This is a genomic window from Flintibacter sp. SJQ-8, from assembly GCF_054108085.1.
The window spans coordinates 123,782-150,401 of record NZ_JBPJWR010000016.1; the positions used below are offsets into that span (position 1 = coordinate 123,782).

At 62.9% G+C, this 26,620-nt stretch carries 19 protein-coding genes; 6 read left to right on the forward strand and 13 right to left on the reverse strand.

Translation table 11 applies throughout. The features are described from left to right. Together ACSAMP_RS12060 and ACSAMP_RS12065 are read right to left on the reverse strand one after the other, a co-directional pair. Entirely contained in the window at window positions 1-1,962 is a 1,962-nt protein-coding gene (locus ACSAMP_RS12060) for an RAMP superfamily CRISPR-associated protein (RefSeq protein ID WP_457800626.1), read from the reverse strand. Further along, complete coding sequence (locus ACSAMP_RS12065; protein WP_457800627.1) at window positions 1,959-3,443, reverse strand: Cas10/Cmr2 second palm domain-containing protein; 1,485 nt, start codon at window positions 3,441-3,443, stop codon at window positions 1,959-1,961. The genes ACSAMP_RS12060 and ACSAMP_RS12065 overlap by 4 nt, the downstream gene beginning before the upstream one ends. 155 nt (window positions 3,444-3,598) lie before the next feature. On the opposite strand from ACSAMP_RS12065, the gene ACSAMP_RS12070 reads away from it, so the two are divergent. Further along, window positions 3,599-4,132 carry a methylated-DNA--[protein]-cysteine S-methyltransferase gene (locus ACSAMP_RS12070; protein ID WP_457800628.1) on the forward strand — a complete coding sequence of 178 codons (534 nt, stop codon included), beginning with the start codon at window positions 3,599-3,601 and terminating at the stop codon, window positions 4,130-4,132. A gap of 85 nt (window positions 4,133-4,217) precedes the next feature. On the opposite strand, the gene ACSAMP_RS12075 is transcribed toward ACSAMP_RS12070, so the two are convergent. The 5 genes from ACSAMP_RS12075 to ACSAMP_RS12095 all read right to left on the reverse strand — a co-directional run bounded on the left by ACSAMP_RS12075 (window position 4,218) and on the right by ACSAMP_RS12095 (window position 7,233). After that, complete coding sequence (locus tag ACSAMP_RS12075; protein ID WP_457800629.1) at window positions 4,218-5,276, reverse strand: sensor histidine kinase; 1,059 nt, start codon at window positions 5,274-5,276, stop codon at window positions 4,218-4,220. Beyond that, window positions 5,251-6,024 carry a hypothetical protein gene (locus tag ACSAMP_RS12080; protein ID WP_457800630.1) on the reverse strand — a complete coding sequence of 258 codons (774 nt, stop codon included), beginning with the start codon at window positions 6,022-6,024 and terminating at the stop codon, window positions 5,251-5,253. The genes ACSAMP_RS12075 and ACSAMP_RS12080 overlap by 26 nt, the downstream gene beginning before the upstream one ends. Then, complete coding sequence (locus tag ACSAMP_RS12085; protein WP_457800631.1) at window positions 6,021-6,659, reverse strand: hypothetical protein; 639 nt, start codon at window positions 6,657-6,659, stop codon at window positions 6,021-6,023. The genes ACSAMP_RS12080 and ACSAMP_RS12085 overlap by 4 nt, the downstream gene beginning before the upstream one ends. Before the next feature lie 149 nt (window positions 6,660-6,808). Next, window positions 6,809-7,027: a helix-turn-helix domain-containing protein gene (locus tag ACSAMP_RS12090; protein ID WP_457800980.1), complete on the reverse strand. Its 219-nt coding sequence runs from the start codon at window positions 7,025-7,027 to the stop codon at window positions 6,809-6,811. Beyond that, complete coding sequence (locus ACSAMP_RS12095; RefSeq protein WP_457800632.1) at window positions 7,027-7,233, reverse strand: helix-turn-helix domain-containing protein; 207 nt, start codon at window positions 7,231-7,233, stop codon at window positions 7,027-7,029. Before ACSAMP_RS12095 ends, ACSAMP_RS12090 begins: the two co-directional genes overlap by 1 nt. A gap of 90 nt (window positions 7,234-7,323) precedes the next feature. Here ACSAMP_RS12095 and ACSAMP_RS12100 point away from each other — a divergent pair, with 90 nt between their 5' ends. Beyond that, entirely contained in the window at window positions 7,324-7,482 is a 159-nt protein-coding gene (locus ACSAMP_RS12100; protein WP_457800633.1) for a hypothetical protein, read from the forward strand. Window positions 7,483-7,538: 56 nt separating this feature from the next. Here ACSAMP_RS12100 and ACSAMP_RS12105 read toward each other — a convergent pair whose 3' ends face one another. From ACSAMP_RS12105 to ACSAMP_RS12120, 4 genes are read right to left on the reverse strand one after another with little or no spacing between them, the layout of a single operon-like run. After that, a complete protein-coding gene (locus ACSAMP_RS12105; protein WP_457800634.1) occupies window positions 7,539-8,738 on the reverse strand; it encodes an SbcC/MukB-like Walker B domain-containing protein in 1,200 nt (399 codons plus the stop codon). After that, window positions 8,678-10,303, reverse strand: a complete 1,626-nt coding sequence (locus ACSAMP_RS12110; protein WP_457800635.1) for an AAA family ATPase — start codon at window positions 10,301-10,303, stop codon at window positions 8,678-8,680. Before ACSAMP_RS12110 ends, ACSAMP_RS12105 begins: the two co-directional genes overlap by 61 nt. Then, on the reverse strand, window positions 10,300-11,436 hold the full coding sequence (locus ACSAMP_RS12115; RefSeq protein ID WP_457800636.1) for an exonuclease SbcCD subunit D: 1,137 nt from the start codon (window positions 11,434-11,436) through the stop codon (window positions 10,300-10,302). Before ACSAMP_RS12115 ends, ACSAMP_RS12110 begins: the two co-directional genes overlap by 4 nt. A gap of 18 nt (window positions 11,437-11,454) precedes the next feature. Then, entirely contained in the window at window positions 11,455-13,929 is a 2,475-nt protein-coding gene (locus tag ACSAMP_RS12120; RefSeq protein WP_457800637.1) for an excinuclease ABC subunit UvrA, read from the reverse strand. Window positions 13,930-14,286: 357 nt separating this feature from the next. Between ACSAMP_RS12120 and ACSAMP_RS12125 the strand changes: the two genes are divergently transcribed. After that, on the forward strand, window positions 14,287-14,904 hold the full coding sequence (locus ACSAMP_RS12125) for a transporter substrate-binding domain-containing protein (protein ID WP_457800638.1): 618 nt from the start codon (window positions 14,287-14,289) through the stop codon (window positions 14,902-14,904). 197 nt (window positions 14,905-15,101) lie between these two features. Beyond that, window positions 15,102-16,904 carry a GGDEF domain-containing protein gene (locus ACSAMP_RS12130; RefSeq protein WP_457800639.1) on the forward strand — a complete coding sequence of 601 codons (1,803 nt, stop codon included), beginning with the start codon at window positions 15,102-15,104 and terminating at the stop codon, window positions 16,902-16,904. A gap of 74 nt (window positions 16,905-16,978) precedes the next feature. Here ACSAMP_RS12130 and ACSAMP_RS12135 read toward each other — a convergent pair whose 3' ends face one another. Together ACSAMP_RS12135 and ACSAMP_RS12140 are read right to left on the reverse strand one after the other, a co-directional pair. Beyond that, the gene (locus tag ACSAMP_RS12135; RefSeq protein ID WP_457800640.1) at window positions 16,979-21,691 is read right to left on the reverse strand and encodes a PDDEXK-like endonuclease domain-containing protein; all 4,713 of its coding nucleotides are present in this window, start codon (window positions 21,689-21,691) and stop codon (window positions 16,979-16,981) included. A 154-nt stretch (window positions 21,692-21,845) separates the two neighbouring features. After that, entirely contained in the window at window positions 21,846-24,959 is a 3,114-nt protein-coding gene (locus ACSAMP_RS12140) for an S-layer homology domain-containing protein (protein ID WP_457800641.1), read from the reverse strand. Window positions 24,960-25,233: 274 nt separating this feature from the next. On the opposite strand from ACSAMP_RS12140, the gene ACSAMP_RS12145 reads away from it, so the two are divergent. Together ACSAMP_RS12145 and ACSAMP_RS12150 are read left to right on the forward strand one after the other, a co-directional pair. Further along, window positions 25,234-25,518 carry a helix-turn-helix domain-containing protein gene (locus ACSAMP_RS12145; protein ID WP_457800642.1) on the forward strand — a complete coding sequence of 95 codons (285 nt, stop codon included), beginning with the start codon at window positions 25,234-25,236 and terminating at the stop codon, window positions 25,516-25,518. 368 nt (window positions 25,519-25,886) lie between these two features. Further along, window positions 25,887-26,573, forward strand: coding sequence for a hypothetical protein (locus ACSAMP_RS12150; RefSeq protein ID WP_457800643.1), 687 nt, complete (start codon window positions 25,887-25,889; stop codon window positions 26,571-26,573). Window positions 26,574-26,620 lie beyond the last annotated feature (47 nt).

A 26,620-nucleotide genomic window follows, 5' to 3' on the forward strand; every position in this document is an offset into this window, starting at 1 on the left:
TTATCCCTCCTCCCCGCCGTCCCGTTTCCGGCTATAATCAAACAGCATGTCCAAAAGCTCCAGCCGCCGGTCCGGGCAGTCCGCCAAACCCAAGGTCCGCGCCAGAGGGCGGTCCAGCACCTGGTGGACCAGGGCGGCCATCTCCTCAAATTTTCTGCCGTGGCGCATCCCCCGGTCATGCAGATTCTTGTCCAAATGGGCGTACAGCGCCCCGGCGTCCCCGCCGTGGGAGAGCGCCTGCTGGCACAGGGCCTGGAGGGTGCCGATCTGGCTGCGGGACAGCCCGCACTGCCGGACCTTGTCGGCGTGGTCCATGACCCAGCGGTATTCTCCGTCCCGGACGCTCCGGTTCTCCCGGCCCTGAACGGGGCGCTCCACGCTGGCCTTGTTTCGCAAATTCTCAAAGCGCTCCGGGGACAGGAACAGCACCTGGCCAAAGCCCTCCCCCCGGCGGACGCCCAGGCCCTCCCGCTCTATGGCACGGAGTCGTTCCGGGGCGGGCGCTTCGGAGCAGACCAAGTGGAACAGGCTCCCCCGGTCATACATGGTCACGGCGGGGGCGCGGCATTTCCAGGTGCGGTTATAGCCGCCGAATTCCGCCAGCGCCGTGCCGCAGAAGGGGGCCTCCACCCGCTCCACCCCCAGCTTGTCCGCCAGGGCCGCCAGATTCAGGCCGCAGGGCTCCCCCGTCTCCCCCAGCATGGTCAGGGGGGACACGGCCAGCAGATAAAGTTCTTCTCCCGGCTGTTCGATGGCATAGCCCTCCGCCCAGTCCGGGCCGGGCACCGATTGCAGTTCGGTCACGCTACACTTGCCAAAGCCCTCGAACCGGTCCGCTCCCAGCCAGACTGTGCCATTCAAGATGGCGCCGATCTGCTCCGACAGCCCCTCGTCCTCCAGGGCGATATAGCCCCGAAAAACTTGTCCGGCACTAAGATATCGGGTCTGGAAGGGACGGGGGTCCTCCCCCGTCGCCACATTGCGCTGGATGCGCATGGTCCCGTCGGTCCGGGCGCTCCAGAACCGGATGGTCCCCCCCTCCAACGTGCAGAAGGAGCCCAGCCGGGCCCGTTTCTTTCCCGGGGTAAACGCGCCGTTTACCACCACGCTCTCCAGCCCCGTCTCCTCCTTGGTCTCGTAAAAGCCCCGGATGGCGGGCAGCACGGGGCCGTCCACGGGGGCGGGCACCGCGTCCAGGAAGCGGATGCCGTCAGACAGCAATGCCCGGCGATTGGCCTGGAACCACTCCGGCTGCTGGGCGGCCAGGGCGCTCATCACCATGCCCCGGACGGCGGAGCCGGGGATATAGCCCCGGGTCTCATAGCTGTTCTCCCCGCTGCGGCTCAGGTCGGTGATGAGCACCGGTGTCTGGGTGGTCAGGGTATAGCGGTGCCACCGGCCCCTCACCTGGGGGCGCTCCCCCTCGGGCTGAGCCAGCCGCACTCCCCGGAGCCGCACCCGGCCAAAGCCCCGGCTGCGCAGGGTGCCCGCCCACTTGACGCCCGCCAGGGCGTCCAGCAGCAAAGCCTCGTCCTCTTCGGCGCAGGTCAGCTGGCCGGAGAAGCGCAGCCCCCGGCGGATGCAGGCCGCCATGCGCAGAGAGCCGGTCTTCACCACGCCCCCCTCTAAGCTGGTAAAGGTCCTGGTGGAGTAGCAGTCCTCCGGGTCCGCCGGGGGCTGCTCCAAAGTCAGGGCGGTGAGATGGACCCGGCGGGCCTCCTCCGTGCCGTCCCAGCCGGACTGCCCCAGCATGGCGTCGGCGTCCTGGGTGCCCCGTCCGGTCCAGGCCGCCAGGTTCTCCAGGCTCTCCCGCAGCAGGCCCTTCAGGGTGCTGCCCTTGAAATAGGGATAGCCCCCCTCGTCCCGGCACACGGCCACGTCCTCCCCACCGGGGATGCTGTAGCCCGAGCCGAAGATGGCGTCGGACAGCAGCTCCATGGTCACCTGTATGGTCACGCTCATGCCTGCACCTCCTCAAGGTCCACCCCGTGGTCGATGAGCTCCACCCCGTCGAAGAACAGGCAGCGGTCCACCCCGTCGATTTTCTGGAACAGGCCCTTCTCCAGGCCGTTCCCACTCTCTAATGCGGCCTGATAGACCCGCTTGCGCTCCTCCTCCGTCTGATACCGGGCGGCAAAGCTGTGGTAGAGCAGGTCGCTCAGCTCCCGGCTGCCCAGGTAGAAGGCCGCCGCCGTCTTTCCCTGCTTCACGGCGGTGCGCAGACCCTTCAGCTTGGCCCGGGCCGTCTGGCCATACTCCCCCCGCAGCAAGCGGTGCATGGCCTGGAAAAAGGCATAGGTGCGCACGCCGCCGGTCTTCTCCGCCAGTTTGGCCCGGTCCACCCCCTCCGGGGCCAGGACCACTACCGGGCGCAGCTCCATGCGGCAGCCGTCCTCCGTCTCATAGTCCTCCCGCTGGGTGGCCAGGCCGTCCTTCAGCTGGCCGAACTCGATGTGCCAGTCCATGGCGGACACCCGGCCCTGGTCGTCGATCTCCGCCCCAAAACGCTTGGCGCTGGCGCACAGCTCCTCCGCCAGGTCATAGGCCCGATGGAAGGGATACTTCTTGTGGACCATGGCCACCCCGGCGCAGGCGGCATAGGGCTGCCCCGGCTGACGGCAGTTCTCCAGGGCGGACAGCTTCTGCAAAAACACCCGGGCGCACTCCAGGCCGATGTTCCCGGCGGTGACAAAGCACACGTCGTCCCCCGCCAGCACCACCGGGCGGATGGGCAGCCTGTCCGGGGCATAGCCGCTGGCGATCACCGTCTCCACCGTCTGGCGGAAGGCCGTCTCAAAGTCGGCCTGGATGCCTTGGCTGAAGTCCTGCAAGGCCCGGCGGCAGTCCTCCCAATGGGTGCAGCTTTCATAGATGCGCTCCACCCGTCTGCCCATGCCGTTGCCGTCGGCGTGGACCACAGCGATGAAGTTGTCTGCTCCGGCCAGTTCCTCAAACTGGGCGGGAAAGCACCAGTGCTCCGGCACTTCGATCCCCCCGGCCACCCGGCCCGGGGGCACGGTCTCCCCCTGCGCCTGCTCCACGCCGAAGGTCGGGCGGCGGAAGGACGCCCGCCGCAGGGCTTTCTTCCCCTCCAGCGCGGCGGAGAGGGCCTTTAGGTTCTCCCCGGGGGTCTTGTTCTCGTCATAGTCCAGCTGCTTCACAAACAGCTCCAGCCCGGGGAACTGGACCATGGCCGTCTCGGTCACCGCACGGGCAAAGGCGTCGGCCCGCTCCCGGCTGTCAAATTGCAGCACCGTGTGGCCGCCCCCGGCATAGACCAGGTCCTCCTCTTCCCGATACAGCGGCCCCGCCGCCCGCTGGAAAAACCGGCTCTCGGTCACATATCGGATATCCTCTGAGCGGGCGGCATTCTCCCGCAGCCTGCGGCTGGCGAAAATATACGCCTGCTTTTGCGACACTTCCAAGATCATCAGCCGTCTCACGCCGTGATCCCTCCTTTTTTCAAAAAGGTCCCCTCCATTGTAACATATTCCCCAGCATTCGCCAAATTCTTTTCTTTCCGTAAAATTCCCTCTGGCGTCGCTCGAACATTTGTGTTAGACTATAGTCAGACAGAATTTTCTTGGAGGTGTGACCTATGACCTGTACCCAGCATTACGACTCCCCCCTAGGCGGGATGCTCCTGGCCGCTGACGAGGTCGGGCTTACCGGCCTCTGGTTCGAGGGGCAAAAGTATTTCGCCGATACCCTCCCCCAGGAGCACGTCCAGCGGGAGACTCCCGTCTTAGCGGAGACCCGGCGCTGGCTGGACGTCTATTTCTCCGGGCGCGAACCCGATTTTCTCCCCCCGCTCCACCCCCTGGGTTCCCCCTTCCGTCAGGCGGTGTGGGAATTGCTGCTGCAAATTCCCTACGGCCGCACCGTCACCTATGGGGACCTGGCCCGGCAGCTGGCGGAGCGGCAGGGGCTGCCCCACATGTCCGCCCAGGCCGTGGGCGGCGCGGTGGGGCACAACCACATCTCCATCCTCATTCCCTGCCACCGGGTGGTGGGGTCCGGCGGCAGCCTCACTGGCTACGCCGGGGGGATTGATAAGAAGATCCGCCTGCTGGAGCTGGAGGGGGCAGACATGACCGGTCTGTTCCGCCCCAAGCGCGGCGCCGCCCTCTGAGCTCAAAATAGAAACAGGCCCCGCTTTCCGAAAGCACTGTGCTCTCTGCAAAGCGGGGCCTGTTTTTTACTCGTTTGATCTCTCGTTATTTCTCGATGACCGTGAGGGCCTCTTCGATGTTCTTCACGCTCACCGGCTTGGGGATGTAGCCGTTCATGCCCGCCTCCCGGCATCTGCGCCGGTCGCTGGCAAAGGTGTTGGCCGTCATGGCGAAGATGGGGATGTCGTGGTCGGGGCGGCTGCTCTGGCGGATGAGCCGGGTGGCGGTCACGCCGTCCATCACGGGCATCTGCATGTCCATGAACACGGCGAAATACTCGTCCGGGGCCGAGGCCTCATAGCGCTGGATGCCGACCTTTCCGTTTTCGGCCCACTCCACCCGCAGGCCCACCATCTCCAGCAGCTCGGTGGCGATCTCGGCGTTCAGGGCGTTGTCCTCCACCAGCAGGACCTTTCGGCCCACATACTCGTGGCCCAGCTCCTCCCGCTCCTGGCGGGGGCGGAGAACGGTCTTGCGCTCCTCCTCCGTGGCCGCCGGGAAGGGGATCTCCACGGTGAAGGTGGAGCCCTCCCCCAGCTTGCTCTGGATGGACAGGGCGCCGCCCATCAGCTCGGTAAAGCCCTTCACCACCGACATGCCCAGGCCCGTGCCCTGGGTCTTGGACACCCGGCTGTCCTCCGCCCGGGCATAGTCCTCGCAGATGTGCCGGACAAACTCCTCTGTCATGCCGATGCCGTCGTCCCGGCAGGTGAAGCGATAGCGATTTTCCGGCAGCTCGTCCAGGCGCAGGTCGATGTGGCCGCCCGCCTCGGTATACTTGATGGCGTTGGAGATGATGTTGATCAGGATCTGTTTCAGGCGGTTGGCGTCGCCCACCACCACCCGGTCCTTGCAGCCGCACTGGACGGTGAGGTGCTGCTCCTTCTTGCCAAACAGGGGCCGCAGAATGTCCACGCTCTCCCGCAGGCAGGCCGCCGGGTCAAAGGGCTCCCGAACCAGCTCGATGGCCCCGTGCTCCAGCTGGTTCACGTCCAGGATGGAGTTGATGAGCACCAGCAGATAGTTGCCCTCCTTGGTGATGTTGGCCAGGGCGTTGTCCAGCTTTGCCCCGTCGTTTTTATACTTCTGGGCCACCTGGGTCATGCCCAGCACCACGTTCAGGGGGGGTGCGGATGTCGTGGCTCATGTTGGACAGGAAGGTGGTCTTGGCCTCGTTGGCGTCCCGGGCGATCTGAAGGGCCTGGCTGAGCTGGCGGTTGTGGACGGCCTGCATCTTCGCCCGCTGCCGGGAGGCCCGCAGGAGCAGGCACACCACGATAGCGGCCACCAGGGCCGTCACCGCCGTCACGGCCATCATGGCCTGCACCGGGTACCGCCGGGCAAACAGCAGCACAGAGCTGGAATCCGGGTGGAGGTTCCCCGTGCTGAGATAGCCCGCCAGCTCGTCCTCAGAGATGCTGTAGATATAGTTGTTCATGGCGGCCAGCAGCTGGGTGTCGCAGTCCCGGGACACGGCGATGTCCGCGTCCATGTTCTGCCCCGGCAGCAGACTGGTGACCAGGGTGCTGCCCGTCTCATAGATGTAATACTCCAGCCCGGCCCAGGTCCCGGCGGCCACGTCGGCCTTGCCGGCCTCCACCGCCTCCACGCACGCCTTGGAGTTGTCACACAGGAGCACCGTGCCGTATTCCTCCGTGGGGATCTGCTCCTCCAGCCCCTTCACCATGGCGATGGTCTGCTGACCGGGGTCGCCGCCGCTCTTGGTGGGGTGCTGGGCATAGGCCAGGCCCGCCTGGATGGCCGGGGCGCTGTTGATAAAGCCCAGCCCCGCGCACATGCCAGAGGTGAGGGGCGCGCCGATGAAGGCGTCGTAATGCCCGTCGGCGATCATCTTCTGGGCGCTCTCCCGGTCGGGGCAAAGGTGTATTCCAGCTTCAGCCCCGCCTTTTCGGCAAAGTTGTTCAGGATGGACACCAGCATCCCGGCGGGGGCCTCCCCGGTCCGATAGGCATAGGGGGCCGCGTTCTCTGTACACAGCACCCGCAGGGTCCCCATGTCCGCCAGGGCCGCCTTCTGGGCGTCAGTGAGATAGAAGGCGTCGTTGACCACCCGGAAATAGTTGTCATAGAGACTGTCCTGCAAATTGGGCTCCACCAGGTCGATGCGCCGGATGGTCTCGTCCAGCTGGTCGATCAGCGCCGCGTTTCCCTTGGTGGAGACGAAGTAATAGGGCCGGGGGGCGAACTGGGCCACGATGCGGGTGTTGGCCACCGGGGACAGAGACACGCTGGAGATCACGTCCACCGCCCCGCCCACCAGGGCCTGCTGCTGCTCCGCCGCCGTGTCGTAATAGACGATCTCATAGGGCAGGTTCTCCGACTTTAAATAGGTGAGCACCTCGCCGTTGCGGGTCTCCGCCGTCTGCCAAAGGCCCACCCGCAGCACGTCCCGGTCCCGCAGGTTGTTTTCCCGCAGACTGCCCGCGGCCTCGTTGCCATCGGCGCTGCCATAGGGGACATACTCCATCTTTAATCATACTACGGCGGCGCAAAAAAGCCATACGAACTTTTCGTTTTTGCCGTTGGCAAAGTGTACAATTTCATTCTGTACCTTTTGTGCCTTTTACCGTTTCCAATAAAGAAACACCCCCGGCTGCCGCCGGGGGAATGATCGACTTAATATTCCTGTTTTCGGTTCGTCCGCCCCGCCAGATAGTCCAGCGACACGTGATAGAAGTCCGCCAATTGAATGGCTAGCTTTAACGGCAGGTCCCGCTCGCCTCGCTCATACTTGGAATAGAGGGACTGGTCGCAGAAGAGCAGCTCCGCCACCTGCTTCTGCGTCAGGTCGGCATCCTCCCGCAGGTCACGAATCCTCAGCTTTGTGTGTGACATCAAATTGGCTCTCTCCTGTCGCTGACGCCTAAGATATAATCGGTGCTGGTGTGATAGAACTTGGCCAGCTTAATGAGGACCTGTGTGGGGATGTCGTTTTCCTCTGTCTCATACTTGGAATAGCCGGTCTGAGACATCCCTAAAAATTTGGCCACCTGGGTCTGATTCAGGTCCGCGTCCTCTCTCAAATCCCGCAGTCTGTTCATGGCGCTCACCTCGAACAGAGTATGTCATAACCTGAAACAGGGTATTTACTTTTAACCTGTTTCAGGTTAAAATGGCCATGAGGTGATCCTATGCCGGACTATAAAGCAATGTATCTCTCTTTATTTCATGCCACCGAGCAGGCCATTGATACGCTCATCGCCGCCCAGCGGGAATGCGAGGAGCTGTATCTGAATGCCCCGGACGAGGCGCTGACCCTTCTCCCCCAGGAACCCGAGGAGCCGTCATGATCTGTTTGCTGCCACAAAAATAGCCGCTGCGCGATGCAGCGGCTATTTTTGTGATCTTATTCCCCAATGATCGTCGCCCGGCTCTGGCCGGTCTGGTCTTTTTTCACCACGATCTGGCGGTCAATTTTTTCTTTCAGTTCTGCCACGTGGGAGATGACCCCCACCAGGCGGTTGCCCTGGGTGAGACCGGCCAGGGTGAGATAGGCCTTGTTCAGGGCCTCGGAGTCCAGGGAGCCAAAGCCCTCGTCCACGAACAGGGTGTCCAGGTGGATGCCGGTGGACATCTGCACCTCGTCGGACAGCCCCAGTGCCAGGGCCAGGGAGGCCAGAAAGGCCTCGCCGCCGGACAGGGTGTTCACGCTGCGGCGGGTGGTGTTGATGTGGTCGATGATGTCCAGTTCTAACCCGCTCTGGCTGCGCTGGTCACTGGCGTTTTTCCGCCGCTCCAGATCATACTGCCCGCCGGACATCTTCCGCAGGCGCAGGTTGGCCCGGTCCAGGATGCGGTCAAAATAGGCCGCCTGGATATAGGTCTCCAGCATGACCTTGTCCTTTCCGGACAGGGTGCCGTTGGCCGTGTCGGACAGGGCCTTCATCCAGGCATATTGGGCGTCCAGGGCCGACAGGGCCTGCTCTTTCCTGGCGATGCCCTCCCGGGCGGCGGCGTTGGCCGTCAGGCGGGCGTGGACCGTTTTGGCCTGGGCACTGAGATCGGCCCGGCGCTGGAGCAGCTCCCCCCTCTGCCGGGCCAGGGCCTCCCCGTCCGTCTCCGGGGTATCCGCCAGCTGCCCTTTCAGCTGTTCCATGGCGGAGCGCACCGCCGTCAGATGCTCTTTCCCGGCGTTATAGGCCGTCTCGGCCTGGGCCTGGGCATTTTTCAGCCCCGCCAGCCGCTGACGGCGGACCTGGATCTCCCGGTTCAGGGTCGGCTTGTCGGGATAACCCAGCTTCTCCTCCATGGCGGCCACCTGGTCAGCCAGCTCCCAGGCCGCGGCGGTGAGGGCCGATATCTGGTTCTGGGCCTGGGCCAAGGTCCCGTCCGCGTCGGCCAGGGCCTTCTCCCGGGCGGGGAGGAGCTTATCCAGCTGGTCCCTTCTGGCCGCCCGGCGCCCCATCTGGGCGATCTGCCCCGCCAGCGCCTGTAATTGGGCCTCTAGCTGCTGCTTCTCTGCCGCTCCGGCGGCAGGCGCCTGCTCTACAGGCAGGTCTCCGAACAGGGCGGCGCTCTTCTCCCGAAAGGCCCTCTCCGCCGCCATGACAGAACCCCGCTGGGCGCTGGCATTGGCGCTGGCCTGCTCCGTCTGCTTCTGGGCCGCCTCATAGTTCTCTTGGCCCCCTTCACGTCGGCCTCGGTGGGTGCCTGCTGAGAGATGGCGGCCAGCCGGGGGTGATGCACAGACCCGCACACCGGGCAGGGCGTCCCCGGCTGCAATCCGGCGGCCAGAATGCCCGCCTGCTCGTCCAGAAAGGCCCGCTGCATCCCGTCATACCGCTGCCACAGCTGGGCTGACCGGTCTGCGGCGGCCCGATAGGTCTGCTGCAGCTGCCCCAGCCACTGCTGGGCCTGGGCCAGGGCACTCCCGTCCCCCATCAGCTGGAGCACCTGCTCCCGGCGCTGGTTCAGCCACTGGCGCTGGTTTTCCAGTCGCTCCCGCTCCGCGTCGGCCCCCTCCAGCCCTTTCCGCTCCTGGGTCATGGCCTCCAGCTCCCCGGCCAGGGCGGCCCGGTGCTGCTGCCAGCTCTGCTGGGCGTTTTTGGCCGCCGCCAGGGTCTGCTCCTTCTCCTTCAGGCTCCGGCGCTTCTGCTCCAGGGCGTCATAGTCGGGCTGCATGGCCTCTAACGCGGCGATCTGACGGGTGAGCTGCTCCTGTTCCGGGAGCGTGGCCCGGGCCTGCTCCAGAGACGCCGTCAGCTGGGCCAGATAGGCCGTCCACTGACCCTCCTCCTGGTTTCTGGCCGCCAGGGCCTGCTGCGCCCGCTGGCGGGTCTGGGCCTGGGTCAGTCCGGCCACCACCCGCTCCATCTCCCGGTCAGTCTGCTGGCTCTGACCGGTCAGCTCCTCCTGCCGGGCCGTGTCCTGGGCCAGCAGCTTTTCCAGCAGACGGGCCACCTCCGCTGTGGGCAGCGACCCGCCCCAGGCGCGGGCCACCTCCATCGCCAGAGGGTCCTCCCCGTCGCAGACGATGCTCTCCACAAACTGCCGGATGCCTGCGGCGGCCTGGTCCCGCCGGAGCTTCACCTGGGCGGCGCGTTCCTTCAGTTCCTCCTGCAAAGACACATACAGCCCCGTGCCGAAGATGTCCCGAAAGATCTTCTGCCGCTGCTTGGTGTCCGCCTGGAGCAGCTGGCGGAAGCTGCCCTGGGAGATCATGGCCACCTGGGCAAACTGCTCCCTTGACACGCCGATGATGTCCCGGACGGCCCGGTCCACCTCCTTCAGCTTGGTCACCACCCGGCCATCGGGATAGGTGAGCTGGGCGTCCGCCGCCTGGCGGGTGATCCCCACGCCCCGGGCCTTCTTCCGCTCATACTCCGGGCTGCGGCGGACGGTGTACTCCTTCCCGTCATAGGCAAAGGTCAGCTCCACATAGGTGGGGGCGTCCAGCCCGGCGTATTTGGAGCGGAGCATGTCCGCGCTCCGGTCCCCGCCGCTGGCCTCCCCGAACAGGGCGAAGGTGATGGCATCGAAGATGGTCGTCTTCCCCGCCCCGGTGTCCCCGGTGATGAGGTATAGGCCCCGCTGGCCCAGCTTTGTAAAGTCCAACTCCTGTACATCGGCATAGGGGCCGAAGCCGGCGATGGTCAAGTTCAGCGGTCTCATGCGTCCTCCTCCCTCAGCTGCTCGATGAGCCGTTGTGCAAAGTCCCGCTGCTCCTGGCTCATGGGCTGGTTGTTCTGGGTCTCATACAGTTCCTCGAACAGCTCCAGCGGCGACTTCTGCGCCACGCGCTGTGCCCGGTCCACGCTCTGGCTGGTCCGGGTGCGGGTGTTGTCATAGCTGAGCTTTAAAATGTTGGGGTAGACGAGCCGCAGGCGGCCCAGGGCCTCGGGCACATCCTCCTCGTCGGTGAGGATGATGTGGAGATAGTCCTCCCGCTCCCCGGCGGCGTCGCTGTTTTCAGCCGTGAGCTGGGCGAAGGTCCCCTGGATCACCCGCATGTCATGCCGGGGCGTGAGGGGGACGGTGTGCAGCGTTAAATCGCCCTTCTCCCCCAGCTCTGCCACGGTGACGCTCTTATATTGGCTTGCTTCCGAAAAGCTGTATTTCAGGGGCGTGCCGCAGTAGCGGATGCGGCTGGAGCCCACGTTCTGGGGCCCGTGGAGATGCCCCAGGGCCACATAGTCAAAGCCATCGAACACGGCGGCATCCACGTTGTCCGTGCCGCCCACGATAAGCTCCTCCGACTCGCAGGTGGCCGCCCCGGTGACGAACTGGTGGCACAGCAGCACGTTCCGGCGGCTGGGGTCGATATTCATATGGGCGATGGCCGCCCCCACGGCGTCGGTGTAACTGTCGATGGTTTCCTCCGGGTAGAAGCGCCGCAGGTGGGCGGGCTTTAAAAAGGGCAGCAGCCAGAAGTCCACGGGGCCGTGTTCATCTGTCAGGGTGATCGGCTTTACATTCCCATCGTACACAGGGGACAGATGCACCCCCGCCCCCTCCATCAGCCGGGAGCCGAAGGCCAGCCGCTCCGGGGAGTCGTGGTTGCCGCTGATGACCAGCACGGGCAGCTTCCGCCGGGCCAGGCGGCAGAGGAAGTCGTCAAACAGGGTCACCGCCTCGGCAGAGGGCACGCTCTTGTCATACACGTCCCCGGCGATGAGCAGGGCGTCCGGCCCCGCCCCGTCCACGATGTCCAGAACCCGGTCCAGGATATAGGCCTGGTCCTCCAGCATGGACACCTCGCCGACCCGCTTGCCCAGGTGCAGGTCGGATAAATGGATGAGCTTCATGTTCTCTAACCTCCTGTGTTACAGATATCGCCCCGTGATGCTGTCCGGGTCGGCCTGAACTTCCTCCGGGGTGCCGCTGGCGACGATTCGTCCCCCCTGCTCCCCGCCGCCGGGGCCCATGTCCAGAATAAAATCCGCGTTGCGGATGACGTCCAGGTCGTGCTCGATGACGATGACGGTGGCCCCGTTGTCCAGCAGGGCCTGGAACACCCCCAGCAGCACCTGGACATCCAAGGGGTGCAGGCCGATGGACGGCTCGTCAAAGACGAACACCGTGTCCGTCTGGCTCCGCCCGATCTCGCTGGCCAGCTTCAGCCGCTGGGCCTCGCCGCCGGACAGGCTGGGGGTCTCCTCCCCCAGGGTGAGGTAGCCCAGGCCAAGCTGCTTCAGCGTCTCCAGCTTCTGGCGCACCGTCTTTCTGTCCTGACAGAAGTCCAGGGCGGCGGTCACGTCCATGTCCATCAGTTCGGGCAGCGAGGCGGCCTGTCCGGCCTTGTTCACCAGCTTCACCTCCCCGGCCTGACGGCCATAGCGGGAGCCACGGCAGTCCGGGCAGGGGATGGTCACGTCGGGCAAAAACTGCACATCCAGGCTGACCACCCCCGTGCCGTCGCAGCCGGGACAGCGGAGCCTGCCCGTGTTATAGGAGAAGTCCCCGTTTTTATAGCCCCGCTCCTTGGCCTCCGGCGTTCTGGCGAAGAGCTTGCGCAGCTCGTCGTGGACCCCGGCGTAGGTGGCCACGGTAGAGCGGACGTTGACCCCGATGGGGGTGGCGTCGATGAGCTTCACGTGGGCGATGCCAGGGGCGTCCACTCCCCGGATGTGCTCCGGCAGAGGCCTGTCCCCGATTTTGGCCTCCAGGGCGGGGATCAGGCTCTCCAGCACCATAGTGGTCTTTCCGGAGCCGGACACTCCTGTGACCACGGTGAGTCGCCCCTTGGGGATGTCCACTTCCAGGGGCTTTACCGTGTGAACCTGATCTGTGGACAGGTGGATGGTGCCAAGGGCAAACAGGTCCTCTTTGGCTGCCCGGGGACGCCGGGTCTCCGCCCGTCCCGCCAGGAAGGGGCCGATCTGAGAGACGGGGTCGGCCTTGATCTGGGGGATGGTCCCCTGGGCGATGACGTGGCCGCCCCCGGCCCCAGCCTCCGGGCCCATCTCCACCACCCAGTCCGCTTCTTTCAAAATCTGCGTGTCGTGGTCCACCAGAATAACGGAGTTGCCGTCGGCCACTAAATCGTGCATCACCCCCGTCAGCCCCACGATGTTGGCCGGGTGCAGGCCGATAGACGGCTCGTCCAGCACATACAGCACCCCGGTGGTGCGGTTGCGCACCGCCCGGGCCAGCTGCATCCGCTGCCGCTCCCCGGTGGACAGGGTGGCGGCGGAGCGGTCCAGGGTGAGATAGCCCAGCCCCAGGTCCAGCAGCCGCCGGGCCGTGCCGGTAAATGCCTCGCAGATGCTCGCTGCCATGGGGCGCAGCTCCTCCGGCAGGCTGGCGGGGACGCCCCCCACCCAGTCGTTCAGGGCGGACAGGGTCATGGTGCAGGCCGCGTCCAGGGTGATGCCCCGCAGCTTGGGCGCTCTCGCGGCGGCGGACAGGCGGGTGCCATGACAGGCCGGACAGACCTCCTCCTTTAAAAACTTCTCCACCCGCTTCATGCCCTTCTCGTCCTTCACCTTGGACAGGGCGTTTTCCACGGTGTACACCGCGTTGAAATAAGTAAAGTCCAGCTCTCCCGCCTGGTTGGAACCCTTGGCGTGATAGAAAATGTGCTTCTTCTCCGCCGGGCCGTGGAACACGATGTCTTTTTCCCGCTCCGTCAGCTCCCGGAAGGGCACGTCGGTGCGCACCCCCATCTCCCGGCACACGTCGGTCATCAGGGACCACATTAGGCTGTTCCAGGGGGCCACCGCCCCGCCGTCGATGGTCAGGGAGTCGTCAGGCACCAGGGAGTCCAGATTTACCGTGCGGACCGTCCCCGTGCCTCCGCACTTCTCGCAGGCCCCCTGGGAGTTAAAGGCCAGTTCCTCGGCAGAGGGTGCCCAGAAGGCCGCGCCGCAGGTGGGACAGATCAGCTCCTTCCCGGCGGCCACCGCCAGGGTGGGCGGCACATAGTGGCCGTTGGGACAGCAGTGGCTGGCCAGGCGGGAGAACATCAGCCGCAGGCTGTTCAAAAGCTCCGTCCCCGTGCCGAAGGTGCTGCGGATGCCGGGCACTCCTGGCCGCTGGTGCAAGGCCAGGGCGGCGGGGACATACAGCACCTCTTCCACAGAAGCCCGGGCCGCCTGGGTCATCCGGCGGCGGGTATAGGTGGACAGGGCCTCCAGATACCGCCGGGAGCCCTCGGCATACAGCACCCCCAGGGCCAGGGAGGACTTCCCCGAGCCGGACACCCCGGCGACGCCCACGATCCTATTCAGCGGGATGTCCACGTCCACATTCTTCAAATTGTGGACCCGCGCCCCCCGCACCAGCATCTTGTCGATCATCGTGTTCACTCCAATATTCTCTAAGCCCGTCGGGCCGTTCTCTTCCCTTTCAGTATAGTCAAAATATCCCGGACGGGCAAGCGTCATAAAACTTCAATCGCAGGTCCGCCCCATATCCGCCTTCAATTCATTTAAGAAAAACAGAAAATAGATACGAATAACAATCAAAGCATCTGTTACCATGTCCAGCTCCATGCCAAATCTCACCAATATTTTTTCAAAAGCCGCTGGATATCTTCTGTCCGTGTGCTATAATAAAGATATCCGCCGGTCACGGACAGATCGACCCCGGTCCGGCGAGAGACGATCAGACCCGTCTGGGGACAGGCGCTTCCTGACCATTTAGGAGGGTCATTTTTGAATAAACAGACCATAAAAAAGCTCGTTCCTGCCGTCCTGTCGGTTTTGACTGCGGCGGGTATTTTGTGCGCCTGCCAGCAGTCCGCGCCGCCGGACGCCCAGGCCGGCCAGGGCGAACAGTCCCTCCCGGTGCTGAAGATCGGCGTGGACACCCTGCGGCCTTTTTTCTACATCGATGAAAACGGGAACTGCGCCGGGATCGACGCGGAGATCGCCGCCGAGGCCTGCCGCAGGGCCGGATATCAGCCCGACTTCATCCAGATCTCCTGGACGGACCGGGATGAGGACCTTCAGAACGGGACGGTGGACTGTCTCTGGAGCGCCTTCATCAAGAACGGCCGGGAGGACGACTACCGCTGGACGGACGCCTATCTGCAAAGCGACCTGCGGGCCATCGTGGACGTCAAAAGCCCCGACCAGGACTTAAACGAACTGAACGCTGGCCCTGGCATGGCGGTCCGGGCCGGTTCCAAGATCGAAGAGCTGCTGCTCAGCCGCGCCGACAGCCGCCCCACCCTGCATATCTACGCCTGCGGGACGTTTGAGATGGCGGAGACCGCCTTTGTCAAGGGCTATACCGGGGCCCTGGGCGGCCACGAGGCCGTGTTGCAGTAGGTATTGACCAGCTTATCCGGGGCAATATCGCTTTCTGGACGGCTCTATGCTCACCGCCGACCTGGCCGTGGCCTTCCGCCTGGACGACGACACCACCCACTGCCAGGACATCGACGCCGCTATTTAGGAGATGAAGGCCGACGGCACCATCGACACGATCTATCAGCGGTATACGTCCGCAGGAGAGGAGGCCGCCCATGTGCATCATTAAGCGCGCAGCTTCCCGGTGGCTCCAGTTGGCCGTGGGCGTCTTCCTGGTGGTCAGCATTTTCGTCTTTGTCGCCGTGGGGGTCATGGTCCAGTATCAGGACCTGGCGGAGACCTATAAAATGGCGGAGGAGACCACCGCCTTTGTCCAGGCCGAGTGCGAAAAGTTCGACAACTACACCCGGGGCAGCTCCGCCCGGGCCCTCCAGGACCTGCTGGATAAGGCGGACGGGCTGAAAAAGTTCATCTCCCCCCAGCAGCTGACCGACCCCGCCTTTTTAAAGGAGTTTATCTACACCGAACATGTGGGCGGCATCGTCATCCTGGACCAGGACCTCCAGCCCATCGCTCAGGCCGACATGGACCACCAGAACACCCTGTCCCTGTGGACCGAGACCACGGCGAAAAAGAACATGCAGGACATTCTGGCCCACCCGGAGAAGACCTATGTGGACCACATGACCCTGAACGATGTCCCCTATGACATGGCGGCCACCGCCACCGACGACGGAAGCCGCCTGATCCTGTGCTATGCCTCCACGGAGAAGCCGGCCTCCGACCCATACGAGCTGACCATCCGCAGCATCCTGACCAACAACAGCTTTGACAAAAATCCCACCCTGGTCATCACCGACGGGACCCAGGTCCTGTCCACCAACAGCGCCATCGTGGACGAGCTGGGCACCACCCAGTATCACCAGCTGGCCTCCACCATCCAGTGGAAGGACGGGGCCTTTACCAAATTTGAGTATCAGCACACCACCTACTATGGTCTGCGCCGGGTGTACAGCAGCTATTATGTCTATGCCGTCTACGCGGCGGAGGACATCTTTACCCACCGCACCGCCTATCTGGCCTTCGGCTTTATGGCCTATCTGGGGGTGGGCATCATCATCCTGGCCATCCAGCGCCACTATGACAAGCTGAGCATGAACAAGATGGAAAAGCAACTGCGCATCATCAACGCCATCAGCACCGCCTATAACTCCACCTTCCTGCTCCACACGGACAACATGACCCTGGAGCCCATCCGCCTGTCCGGGCGGCTGAAGGCCATCTTCAAAAAGCACCGGGACCCATACGACTTTCTCTTCGCCGTGTGCAAGACAGAGGTAAAAGCGGACTACTACCCCACCGTGATGCACTTTTTGGACCTGGACACCATGCCGGAGCGCCTGAAAGGCAAGCCGTTTTTGGGCTGCGAGGTAAAGGACTGCCACGACGCCTGGTTCTCCGTCATGCTCATCCCCCAAAAGTTCGACGGCTATGGCAACATCCAGGCTCTGCTCATCACCACCCGGGATATCACCTCGGTGAAGCAGACGGAGGAGCTGTCCTTTAAAGATAAGCTCACCGGCCTGCACAACCGCAACTATATGGAGTCCCGCAGCAAGCGCTTCGTCCGCGCCGGGGACCTGCCTGTCAGCCTCATCATGGCCGACTGCAACTATTTAAAGCGGACCAACGACACCCTGGGCCACGAGTATGGCGACCTGCTGTTGCAGCGGGTGGCCAATGTCATCCAGGAGTCGGTCTCCCCCAACGACGTCGCCATGCGGGTGGGCGGGGACGAGTTTTTGATCCTGTGTACCCACTGCCCCAACGACCAGGCCCACGCCCTGGTGGACCGCATCCGCCAAAAGCTCTCCCAGCACAGCGACGAGCACCTGACCCTCAGCGTCTCCTTCGGCGTCTCCACCGTGGAAGGCGGCGAGTTCTCCTTTGACCAGGCCTATGAACAGGCCGACCAGGAGATGTATCGGGATAAACAGGCGTCCAGGGTACAGCGGTAGGCCTGGTTTCAACCCAATAAGCCCAGAAAACCGGCAAGGCAGGGATGTTACCCGCCTTGCCGTTTTGTTTACCATCACTTCTCCATCCCCGGCAGCACCATCTGAACAGGCCCGCTCTTTTCTTTGACCCGCTGCGGGACGATGCGCTTGGGGTCGAGGGCGGCCTGGATGGTCTCCAGGTCGATGGGGTCCTCCTTGTCGCGTCTGCTCTCCAGGATCTGTGCGGCGCGAAGTTTCACCCGGCTCAGCAATTCAGAGGCGTCTTGTCCGCCTGTACCGCTGTCTTCGGCGGCTTCCGGCTCGATGCCAAAGGCCGCAAGCTGGGAGATGACCCGCTCCATCGTCTTCTCCGGCGCGCGGTAATATTCGCTGCCGCGGATGCGGATGAAGCGCCAGCCCAGCCGCTCCAAGATCGTCTGCCGCTCCATGTCCTCCCGGACCTTCTCCGCGCCGCTGTGCCAGCGCTCCCCGTCGCACTCAATGGCCGCCATCTTTTTGCCGCACAGGGCGACCATATCCAGGCGGTAGGCCCCCACCGCCCACTGCTGGACCAGGTGATATCCCCGGTCGGCGAGGTCCTCCGCCACGGCCCGCTCGAAGGGTGACTCCGCATGCGCTTTGATCTCCCCGTGCTGTACCTCCGCCGCGTGAGGGTCCGCCGCATAGTCGATCAGGCGCTTTCGCATGTCCCCCGGCTTCAGATCGTTGGCCGCGTCCAGGGAATGCACCACCCACAGCTGATCCTTCGCCCGGCTGGCGGCAACATTATAGCGTTTCCGCATGGCGTTGTCCACGCCGAAGCCCATCATGGGCAGAGGGCCGGTCCCGTCGCCGCTGTCCACCAGGCTGAGGAAGATCACGTCCCGCTCGTCCCCCTGGAAATTCGCCGAATTTCCGCAGAGGATGTTCCTGGCGACGATCTCTTTGGCGTCAATCTCCCCCTCGATCTCCCGCTGGATGACCTTGACCTGCTCATCCCCCAGCAGAGAGATGACGCCGAAGGTCTTCCCCCGGTACTCCTCCTGCTCCAGGCAGGCCTTCAGCAGGGCGACGACGGCCTCGGCCTCCTTGGGATTGGTCTTCAGCCGCCCCATGCGCTGACCGTCGGCCACCCGATAGCTGACCACCGCCGGAAGGAGGGCGCTGCTGCTGGCGTCCCGCAGGGGCTTGATCTTATAGTCATAGGAGAGCATGTTGCTGAACCCGATGATCTCGGGCACACAGCGGAAGTGCTCCCGGAGCATCAGCGGCTGGAACGTGGTAGCCGCAATGTCATAGATGGACGTCTTCGCGTTGTACAGGTGGGAATTTGGAATTTTGTCCTTCAGATACATCTGCTCCAGGGCGCTCATTTTGTCCGTGTCCGTGCCCACGGCCATGGGGCTGACCTGTTTGTCATCGCCGACGATGATGAGCTTTTTGCCCATGTACAAAATGGCAAGGGAGGAGATGTCCGACTGGCTGGCCTCGTCGATGACGACGATATCGAACCGGTTCTCTTTGGGGTCCAGACTCTCCAGCGCGCGGCTGATGGGCATGATCCAGCAGGGCACCGCCGACTGGCACCGTGCCATCAGCTCCCGCGCCTTGGCCTTCAGGGCCGGAGCGGTCTTGCCCGTGCCCTTGCCGATGCGCTTGACGGTCTGCTTCCAGCCCTGGAGGGCCTGCTTCATGTCAATGTCGGCCTCTGTTCTGCGCAGAAGGTGATACCAGCCGCACGTCTCCGCATACTCCGCCGTGACGGCCCGATATTCCCGGCTGAGCCGCAGGCTGTCCGCCTGAAGTTGCTCAAAGGGTTCCCGTGTGATCTCGTCGATCCTGCCGGAGAGCTGCTTCCACTTCCACGCGTCCTCGATGGTATCCGGGACGGTATCCCCTCCGTGGACCCCCTCCCGGTTCTGGATCGCGTCGGCCCACTGGGGCGCGATGGGCTTTAAGATGCTCAGCAGCTCCGTGCGCTCCCGCTGCAACGCATACTTTCCATGCGTCTCTTCCAGGGAGGAGAACGCGTCCCCATATCTTTGCGTGTCGCCCGCTGAGACCGCCTCTGCCAGCGCGGTGCAAAGAGCGCTATTCACACGTTTCCCCGAAAGCAGCGTATCTCCGGTCCGCCGGAGGACGGCCTCCCGCTCGTCCAGGTCAAGGACGAGGGCGATGGCCTCGCACAGCCTAGGAATGGTGTGCTCCACGGCACTCAGAATTTTATCCGTGGCGGACAGGTCGGAGTCCATCGGACTGACGCCAAACAGCCGGTCAGCGGGGACGCCCGCCGCCGTCAGCTTCTCACGCAGCTGCGCATAGTCCTGCTGATACCAGTTCAGATATTTCTGGATGTGAGGGACCCAGTTGCGGGCGATGCGTTCGGGAGAGACCGCGTCCAGTTCCAGGAACTTCGGAACGCCGTGGCTCCCCAGCAGCTCGTCCCAGTAGGCGGCGCATTTCCGGCGCGCCTCTTTCAGTTCGATCACGTGGAGCACCAGGTCGCAGTCCGCCGCCGACTGGGCCAGCTTGCCGTTGATCGTGACGCTCTCGTGGGCGGCCACATAGTCCTTGTGGAACATCCGGGTGAGGGCCGGGATCTTCCCGTTGGGACCCAGCACAGTTTTCAGGGCCTGGAAGGCCGATTTTAAGTCGCCTGCGCGGTCGGGCTGCGCAAAGACGATCTCCACGCCGAACTGCTCCTCCACCAGCGCCTCTCCACAGCGGCAGGTCCCTTCGATCTGTTCGATGAGCAGCTCCCAGCGGCGGAGATAAGGGCCGCCGTTTTTGCCGTCCACCGCGGCGGCCCGCATCCACGGGTCGATGGAGGAAAATCCGCGCACGTACTCGGAAAGCTCTTGCAAGGCGTCCCGCTGGGGATAATGGATCGTGATTTTTCCGTTCAGGCCGTCCAGGCCGTCAACGTCCAGCTGCTGTTCCAGCGGGCGGTCATCGATCGTCCACACTTTCGTCTGCTCGATCTCTTTCAGCCGGTCCTGCATGGAACGAAGTTCCGCCTGGATGCGCTGGAACTCCGCCGGGTGCGGCAGGTCGGCGGGGTCGGGCAGATCCACCGCAAGCTCCGCTTCGTCCAATTTGGACACCAACCGGTTGCTCCGATAGAGCTCCGTCAGCTGCTGAAATGTCAGGGGCAAAGGGGCGTCCAGGCGGACCCGGCCCTGGATATAGGACAGGTCGCCCTCGTGGGCCAGCACGAACGCCGCGGCCCTGGACGGGGAGATTTCTTCCCCGTTGTACACCATGCAGCTGCACTCCCGGTTCAAACTCGCGAAGATCTTCCGCCGGACAGCGGCAAGCCGGGCGATGATGTCCCTGCGCTCCCCGGCAAGGCGGTCCATCTCCCGCTGCATCTCGTGGGCGGTGGTCTTGGACATCTGATCGGTGATGCCATCCACCGAGCGCTCCATGTCCAGATTGGAATCGTCCAAAACGGACACGCACAGGCTCCGCAGCCCCGGCGCGACCTTTTCCTTCAGGACGCTCAGCGCCTTTTTCGTGTGGCTCGTCACCAGGACGCTCTTCCCCTGGGCGAGAAAATGACCCATCAGGTTGGCGATGGTGTGGGTCTTGCCCGTGCCCGGGGGGCCCTGCACCAGGACCGCGTTATACTGCTCGATGCGGTGGGCGATCTCCAGCTGTTCTTTGTTGGCCTCTTTGGACAGCAGCACGTCCACGCTCTCGCCGCCCACGGCGGCCAGCTGCTCTTCAATGGACCACTCGCCGTCGTCCTCCGGCAGATCAATCTTGCCCCCGCTGACCAGGTCGGCGATGGGCGCGGGCACGATCCCGGTCTGCTGGATGTTCTCAATGATCTTCTCGATGGCCTTGGGGGTCCCGTCCAGCCGCTTGCGGACGATGTAGCATGGCTCCAGATACAGCAGCAGGCGGTTTTTCTTGCTCCACCCCTCCGGGACCCCCGCCGGGGAGAACATACTGTCGGCGGAGAGCTGACGCACCAGCGCTTTCAGAAAGTCCGGTGTGCCGATCCTGTCCAGGGGATGATAGTCGTTGGTGCGCAGGTCGTCATTCAGGCGGTTGATGGCGTCCAGATTGACGCCATCCATCATCTGAAACAGCACGGAGTAAAGCTCGGAGGCGCTCTCTGTGTCGTGGACGGAAATGACGTTTTCCATGGCGTCATACGCCAGCTGCACCCGGTGGGTCAGCACGGGATGCGCCACGCCGGGGGTCTTCACGTCCCGCAGGATGCCGTTGGCCACGATGATCTCCTCGGTCTCCGACTCCCGCTGTAGCTGGAAATAGAGCTGATACAGGTCGGTAAACAGTTCCCGCGTCTTTTCGATGACCCCCTGTCTGTCCGCCCACGCCGTGCGCAGCGCCTGCCACCCCTGATAGGCCGCCACCCGCTCAGGGCTGTCCTCAAACCGTTCCACGGCGGTGTCTTCCTCTGGAGCCTCTCCCCCATCCTGATCTTCAGCGGGAATATTTCGCTCCAAGATCACCTCCGCGTCCCCGTGATGATCGTCCCAGCCGGGGGCCAGCCAGTGGGAGAAGCAGTCATCGGGAGCCGGGCACTCCTCAAACTCCGGCTTGCGGACGGAGAGCAGCAGATCGTCCGCCGTCTCGCTCTCTTCCTCCACCCGGTCCCGATAGCAGACCTTGATGTACTCTGGAAAAACGGGGATGTCAGAAAGGGCCACGTGCCACGGATAGTCCCTGAGGTTCAAAACGACCTTGTGCTTGAGCTTGTTCAGCTCTTTGATGAACTCAAACAGCGAGATGGTCTTTTCCTGTTCCGACAACGTCTGGACCGCCTTGTCTGCCAATACGATCACCTCCGAATATCTGTGCAGTTTTCTTAAAATCAGTATAGTGTTTTTGTCAGAATCAGTCAATAAAAATCCAGTTTTAATATGTTTTCAGGCATGAAAAACCCGGCGGCTCCTCAGAACCGTCGGGTTTTCTTAGTCTAAAAGGGATTTACTTCTCCAGCAGCTTGGCAAACTGCATGAGCATCACGGACATCTCGGCGCGGGTGGCCCTGGCTGTGGGGTCCACGGTGCCGTCGCTGCGGCCGGAGATGATGCCGGCGTAAGCGGCCCAGGACACGGCCTCGCTGGCCCAGGTGGAGATGCTGTCAGCGTCGCTGAACTTGGACAGGGACATGCCGTTGGGGATGACCTCCAAGCCCTTCAGCTTGGCATAGCTATAGAGCATGGTGGCCAGCTGTTCCCGGGTGATGTTCACCTCGGGCATGGTGCCGTCGGACACGCCGCTCTGGGTGGCCCAGGTCATGGCCTTGTCATACCAGGGGGAGGCGCCGGACACGTCCTGACCGTCCAGGCGGGCCAGCACGGTCCACATCATGGCCCGGGTGGTCTGGGCGTCGGGGGCGAAGGTGCGGGGCGCGGTGCCGCTCATCAGGCCCTTGTCCACCACATAGTTCACGGCCTCGGCATACCAGCTTCCGGACACCACGTCGTCAAAGGAGACGGCAGGCTTGCTCTGGGTGGAGGAGGAACCGCCGCCACCGCCGCCGCCGGAGGGCGCGGTGTAGGTGAACTCATATTCGCCGTTCTCGTTCTTCACGGTGGTGTTGCTGCCGGCCTTGACCTCGCCGTTGAACTGGAACTCGCCCTTGTCCAGGGTGAACTTCACGGTGCGGTCAACGGTGACGGTCTCGTCGTTGTCAGCCAGCAGGACGATGGTCTCGCCGTTCTTCACAGCGGCCACGGCGTCAGCCAGGGCGGCGTAATAGGTGTCGCCGATCTTGGCGGCGGCAGTGGAGGTCACTACGAAGGTAGAAAAGCCGTTGGGGTTTGTGAAGACAGCGGTCTTGCCGTCCTCAGAGACCTTGGCTTCGTAGATGTAATTGGGGGTGGTGGTTTTATTGTCATCCTTGAAGTGCTGGACATAGATGGTCTTATCACTGGGAACGGGGAAGCCGTCGGGCAGGGCGATGGTGATGTCCACGGGGGTGGTGACGGTCATGGGCTGGGCTTCCTTGACGATGACGGCATTGGCCGCGCCCTCGTTATCAGTCGGCAGCTTGATATCGTCGGCGTTGTCAGCCGTGGTGGCAACCACGTTGTACTTGGCGGAGATATCCAGGGTCAGGGTGTTCTTCTCCTTGTCGGCACTCTTCACCGCAACATCCAAATAGGGCTGGACGAACACGGTGATGTCAGTGCTTTCGGTCACAGTCACGCTGGCCTTTGTCAGAGCGTCTGCAGCGTCCTTCCTGTCGCCCACGACCTTATCGTCGTTTGTCATACCGGCAGAAGCGGCGGCCTCGGTCAGATCAGAAGCGGACTTGGCGGCGGCTTCTTTCACATCGTCCGCAGTCAGCTGAATATCAGTGGGGACTGTGACCGTTGGCTCGCCAGCCGCCACGGCGGTGTCCACGTCGATATCCTGGGCCCTGTCGCCGACCTTATAGGCATACCCAGCCTTGTCACTGGCCACCAGGGCCTTGTTGGGACCAAAGTAGGCGGAGGGGTCAGTGGTGAAGTAACCGCCGAGAATGGCGATCTGAGCGCCCTCATTGGCGGCTTTCACATGACCGTTAAGCATGAAGAGATCGGAGATGTTCAGCTTGCCCTCATCAGCACCACCGGAGATATACGCAGCGGCAATATTTCCATAAACAGTGCCGCCGCTGATAGAGGCTTTGTTGAAGTTATAGATGCACCAATAATTGCTGACAGGCTGGGTAAAGGTCCCAGCGGTCATGGTAACGGAGCCATAGTCGTCGTTCTTCAGGGTGATCACGCCGCCGGTGAAGCTGCCGCCGCTGATGTTCAGGACGGACTCGACCTTGTTGGTGTTCTTGCTGCCGTCATACCAGCCATTGTGGATTAGGGAAGAGAAGAGGCCGGTGTTGGCATCGGAGAACTTGAAGGTACCGTCGGCAATGGTCATCGTGCCCTGGTTTTCGATAACGTAGTAGGAATTGTTGCCGGAGTTTTTATCGGAGGTGCTGGCCTCGGCGCTGCGGGTATAGCTGCCGCCGTTGATGGTGACGGTGCCGCCCACATTGTTCAGCACAGCGGCCTTCTGGTGGCTCACGTTGTCGACCGTGCCGCCGCCGTTGATGGTCAGGGTGCCGTTATTGGTGATGGTGTGGCCCTTCGCGTTGGTCAGGGTCTTATCATTCAGGTCCAGAACGGTGGTCTTGTCAGGGGGGATGACCACGTCCTCGGCTGTGTTTTGCAGCAGTTTGATGTCGGCAGCGCCGTCAGCCAGGGCATCAGCGATGGACAGGTACAGCTTCTCGCCGGACTGGGCAACCGCGGCTTCTTCCAGAGACTTGACCGTATAGGTGTTGCCGTTCTGGATGGAAACATAGCCGTCCTCGCAGAAATTGGTGCCCTCCCCCTCGGCCTTGCAGTTTGCCGGGTCAAAATTTACAAACGTGCCGCCGGTAACAAACATTTTGGCGGTCCCGTTTGCGCGATTTTCGTCGTACAGGTTCAATACAAACTCATATGCTCTATCGGCATTGGGATACGTCTGCTGGATCGAGTAAGTGCCGCCTTGAATATAGGCGACGCCGATATTAACATACACAGCATGAATGTTGCCGATGAAAGTGCCGTTTTTAATGGTGACCGCCGCGTTGTCGCCCTGCACGTCAACGGCGTAACAGTCGTTTTCTTTGGCGGCCAGCTTACCGCTGCCGGTGATGGTCAGGTCTCCGTTCTCGCGGACCGAGATCAGCGACCAGTCATTTTTACCGCCCCTGGTCCAGATGTCATCTGAATTGCTCAGCGTATGACCGTCCAGGTCCAGGGTGAGTTCTTTGGTGATAACGAGGGTCTGGGCAACATCGATGTCGTCCGTCAGTGTGATGGTGCTGCCGCTCTCAGCGGCGTTTACGGCCTTGGCCAGGGTCTCAAACTGTGTGCCGTCTTCCGTCTCGGCCACATAGGTGGTCTGCGGCGCTTCGGCGGTCTCTGTGTCCGCTTCTGCTTGCGCAGTCTGTTCAACCGCAGACGGCTGTTCTTCGTCTGTGCCCTCCGCAAACGCTGCTGTGGGGAGCAGGGATACCACCATTGCCGCGGACAACAGACAGGCCAAAAGTTTTCGTTTCATCGTGTCTGATTCCTCCTATCGTGTCTATCGTGTGTGTTGGGGAACGAACTCCGGCCACGAGACAGTTCATCCGCTCCCGGCGGCGCGGACCGGCGGGACGCCCTGGGTCAGGGGGGCGGACGGCTGGGACAAGCTGACCTCCTTTCTGCTTCGTGCTACAGCTCCATTGTAGCAGAAGAAAATTTAAATATCAACTAATATGCATAGTAAACATTTCTAACGGAAATATTTTGCCATGTATAGTAGTAACGTAGTAATAAGGGGGGATGGCCACATGGTGGAGTTTTCACAGCGGCTGAAGCAGCTGCGCAAGGACAAACATCTGACGCAGGCCCAGGTGGCCAAGCGCATCGGCGTGACGGCGTCTATGGTCTCGTCTTACGAGACGGACATCCGTCTGCCCTCCTATGAGGTGATGGTGCGCATCGCCGACGTGTTCGGCGTGACGGTGGACTATCTCCTCTGCCGCCAGCCCCGGCGCTTTCTGGATATCTCCGAGCTGAACGAGGAAGAGGCCGCCGTGGTGTGCAGCATGGTGGAGCTGCTGAAACGAAAATAAAAAACGCCCTGCGGTACACAGATTGATCTGCGTGCTGCACGGGCGCTTTTTTATGGTGCGGTATAACTGAAAGGCTCAATCAAGCAGCAACTCACAAAATTGGAACGAACAGGATATATTTTCGGATTTTTTCTTCAAATTCACCTGGATTATAACACGTTTATAGGGAAATACAAGAGGGCCGCGAGAAAATGTAACGAAAGCAAAGAAAATTGTGCTATTTTCTATAAAGAAACAGGGCTTGCAGATATACTCCTGGGGGAGTATAGACATGTAGTCTTATGTCAACCTCAGTTGTATTGGTTTTGAAAAGCGGCAGTCCTGTCCGCCCCCTCCCCCGCATATCCTCTTGGGGAGGGGGCGGTTTTGTGCTGGGGCAGCTGGTGTTTGACGGAGGGCGGGGCGGGCCGCGGCGGGCTTTGCTGTATGGGCTGCCGGTGCTCCGGTGTCAGGCCGACCCGGAGGGCTTTTGGGGGGAGCGGCGGCTGAAACGGGCGGGCCGCAGTCTGTGCGCCGGGGGCGCGGTCCGGGCACTGGTCCCGGCGGGCTTTGACCGCTGGCCCCTGCTGTTGAAGCTGGGACTGCGTCCGGTGGACCCGGGGGCTTTTCTCCGGGCCCAGGCGGCCCCTCTGGCGGCATCCCTGCTGGAGCGGCAGGGGCGGGCCCCGGACCGGGCCACGGTGGCCCTGCGGGGCCGTCGGGCGGACGGGGAGATGCTCCGGGCCGCCCTGGCCCTGTGCCCCCGGGTGCGGCGGCTGACCATCTCCGCCCCCCAGGGCGGGGAGGAACTGGCGGCCTGGCTGCGGCGGGAGTACGGCCTGCCCATTCTCCCGGCGGACGCCCCCGCCCAGGCGGCCCTCCTGCTCCAGCCCGGAACAGAACCGGAGGATGCTAACCCCTGCCCCGCCCTCACCCTGTTCGGCCCCGAGCCCGATCTGGCGGGACTGCGCTTTTCCGCGCCTGATCTGGCCCCAACGGACCGGGAGGACCTGCCCCTGCTGTCCGCCCTGTGGGAGGGCGGGCGATTGGGACCTGAGCAGCTGAAAATCACTTGACTTGATACTTGACATCCCGGCCAGAAACTTCTATACTAAGTGATACT

What these genes read in the sequence shown, in the direction of transcription:
- ACSAMP_RS12060 (WP_457800626.1), bottom strand. Translation starts at nt 1,962, where the DNA reads ATGAGCGTGACCATACAGGTGACCATGGAGCTGCTGTCCGACGCCATC.
- ACSAMP_RS12070 (WP_457800628.1), top strand. Translation starts at nt 3,599, where the DNA reads ATGACCTGTACCCAGCATTACGACTCCCCCCTAGGCGGGATGCTCCTG.
- ACSAMP_RS12075 (WP_457800629.1), bottom strand. Translation starts at nt 5,276, where the DNA reads ATGACCCAGGTGGCCCAGAAGTATAAAAACGACGGGGCAAAGCTGGAC.
- ACSAMP_RS12080 (WP_457800630.1), bottom strand. Translation starts at nt 6,024, where the DNA reads ATGATCGCCGACGGGCATTACGACGCCTTCATCGGCGCGCCCCTCACC.
- ACSAMP_RS12085 (WP_457800631.1), bottom strand. Translation starts at nt 6,659, where the DNA reads ATGGAGTATGTCCCCTATGGCAGCGCCGATGGCAACGAGGCCGCGGGC.
- ACSAMP_RS12090 (WP_457800980.1), bottom strand. Translation starts at nt 7,027, where the DNA reads ATGTCACACACAAAGCTGAGGATTCGTGACCTGCGGGAGGATGCCGAC.
- ACSAMP_RS12095 (WP_457800632.1), bottom strand. Translation starts at nt 7,233, where the DNA reads ATGAACAGACTGCGGGATTTGAGAGAGGACGCGGACCTGAATCAGACC.
- ACSAMP_RS12100 (WP_457800633.1), top strand. Translation starts at nt 7,324, where the DNA reads ATGCCGGACTATAAAGCAATGTATCTCTCTTTATTTCATGCCACCGAG.
- ACSAMP_RS12105 (WP_457800634.1), bottom strand. Translation starts at nt 8,738, where the DNA reads ATGGCGGCGGAGAGGGCCTTTCGGGAGAAGAGCGCCGCCCTGTTCGGA.
- ACSAMP_RS12110 (WP_457800635.1), bottom strand. Translation starts at nt 10,303, where the DNA reads ATGAGACCGCTGAACTTGACCATCGCCGGCTTCGGCCCCTATGCCGAT.
- ACSAMP_RS12115 (WP_457800636.1), bottom strand. Translation starts at nt 11,436, where the DNA reads ATGAAGCTCATCCATTTATCCGACCTGCACCTGGGCAAGCGGGTCGGC.
- ACSAMP_RS12120 (WP_457800637.1), bottom strand. Translation starts at nt 13,929, where the DNA reads ATGATCGACAAGATGCTGGTGCGGGGGGCGCGGGTCCACAATTTGAAG.
- ACSAMP_RS12130 (WP_457800639.1), top strand. Translation starts at nt 15,102, where the DNA reads ATGTGCATCATTAAGCGCGCAGCTTCCCGGTGGCTCCAGTTGGCCGTG.
- ACSAMP_RS12140 (WP_457800641.1), bottom strand. Translation starts at nt 24,959, where the DNA reads ATGAAACGAAAACTTTTGGCCTGTCTGTTGTCCGCGGCAATGGTGGTA.
- ACSAMP_RS12145 (WP_457800642.1), top strand. Translation starts at nt 25,234, where the DNA reads ATGGTGGAGTTTTCACAGCGGCTGAAGCAGCTGCGCAAGGACAAACAT.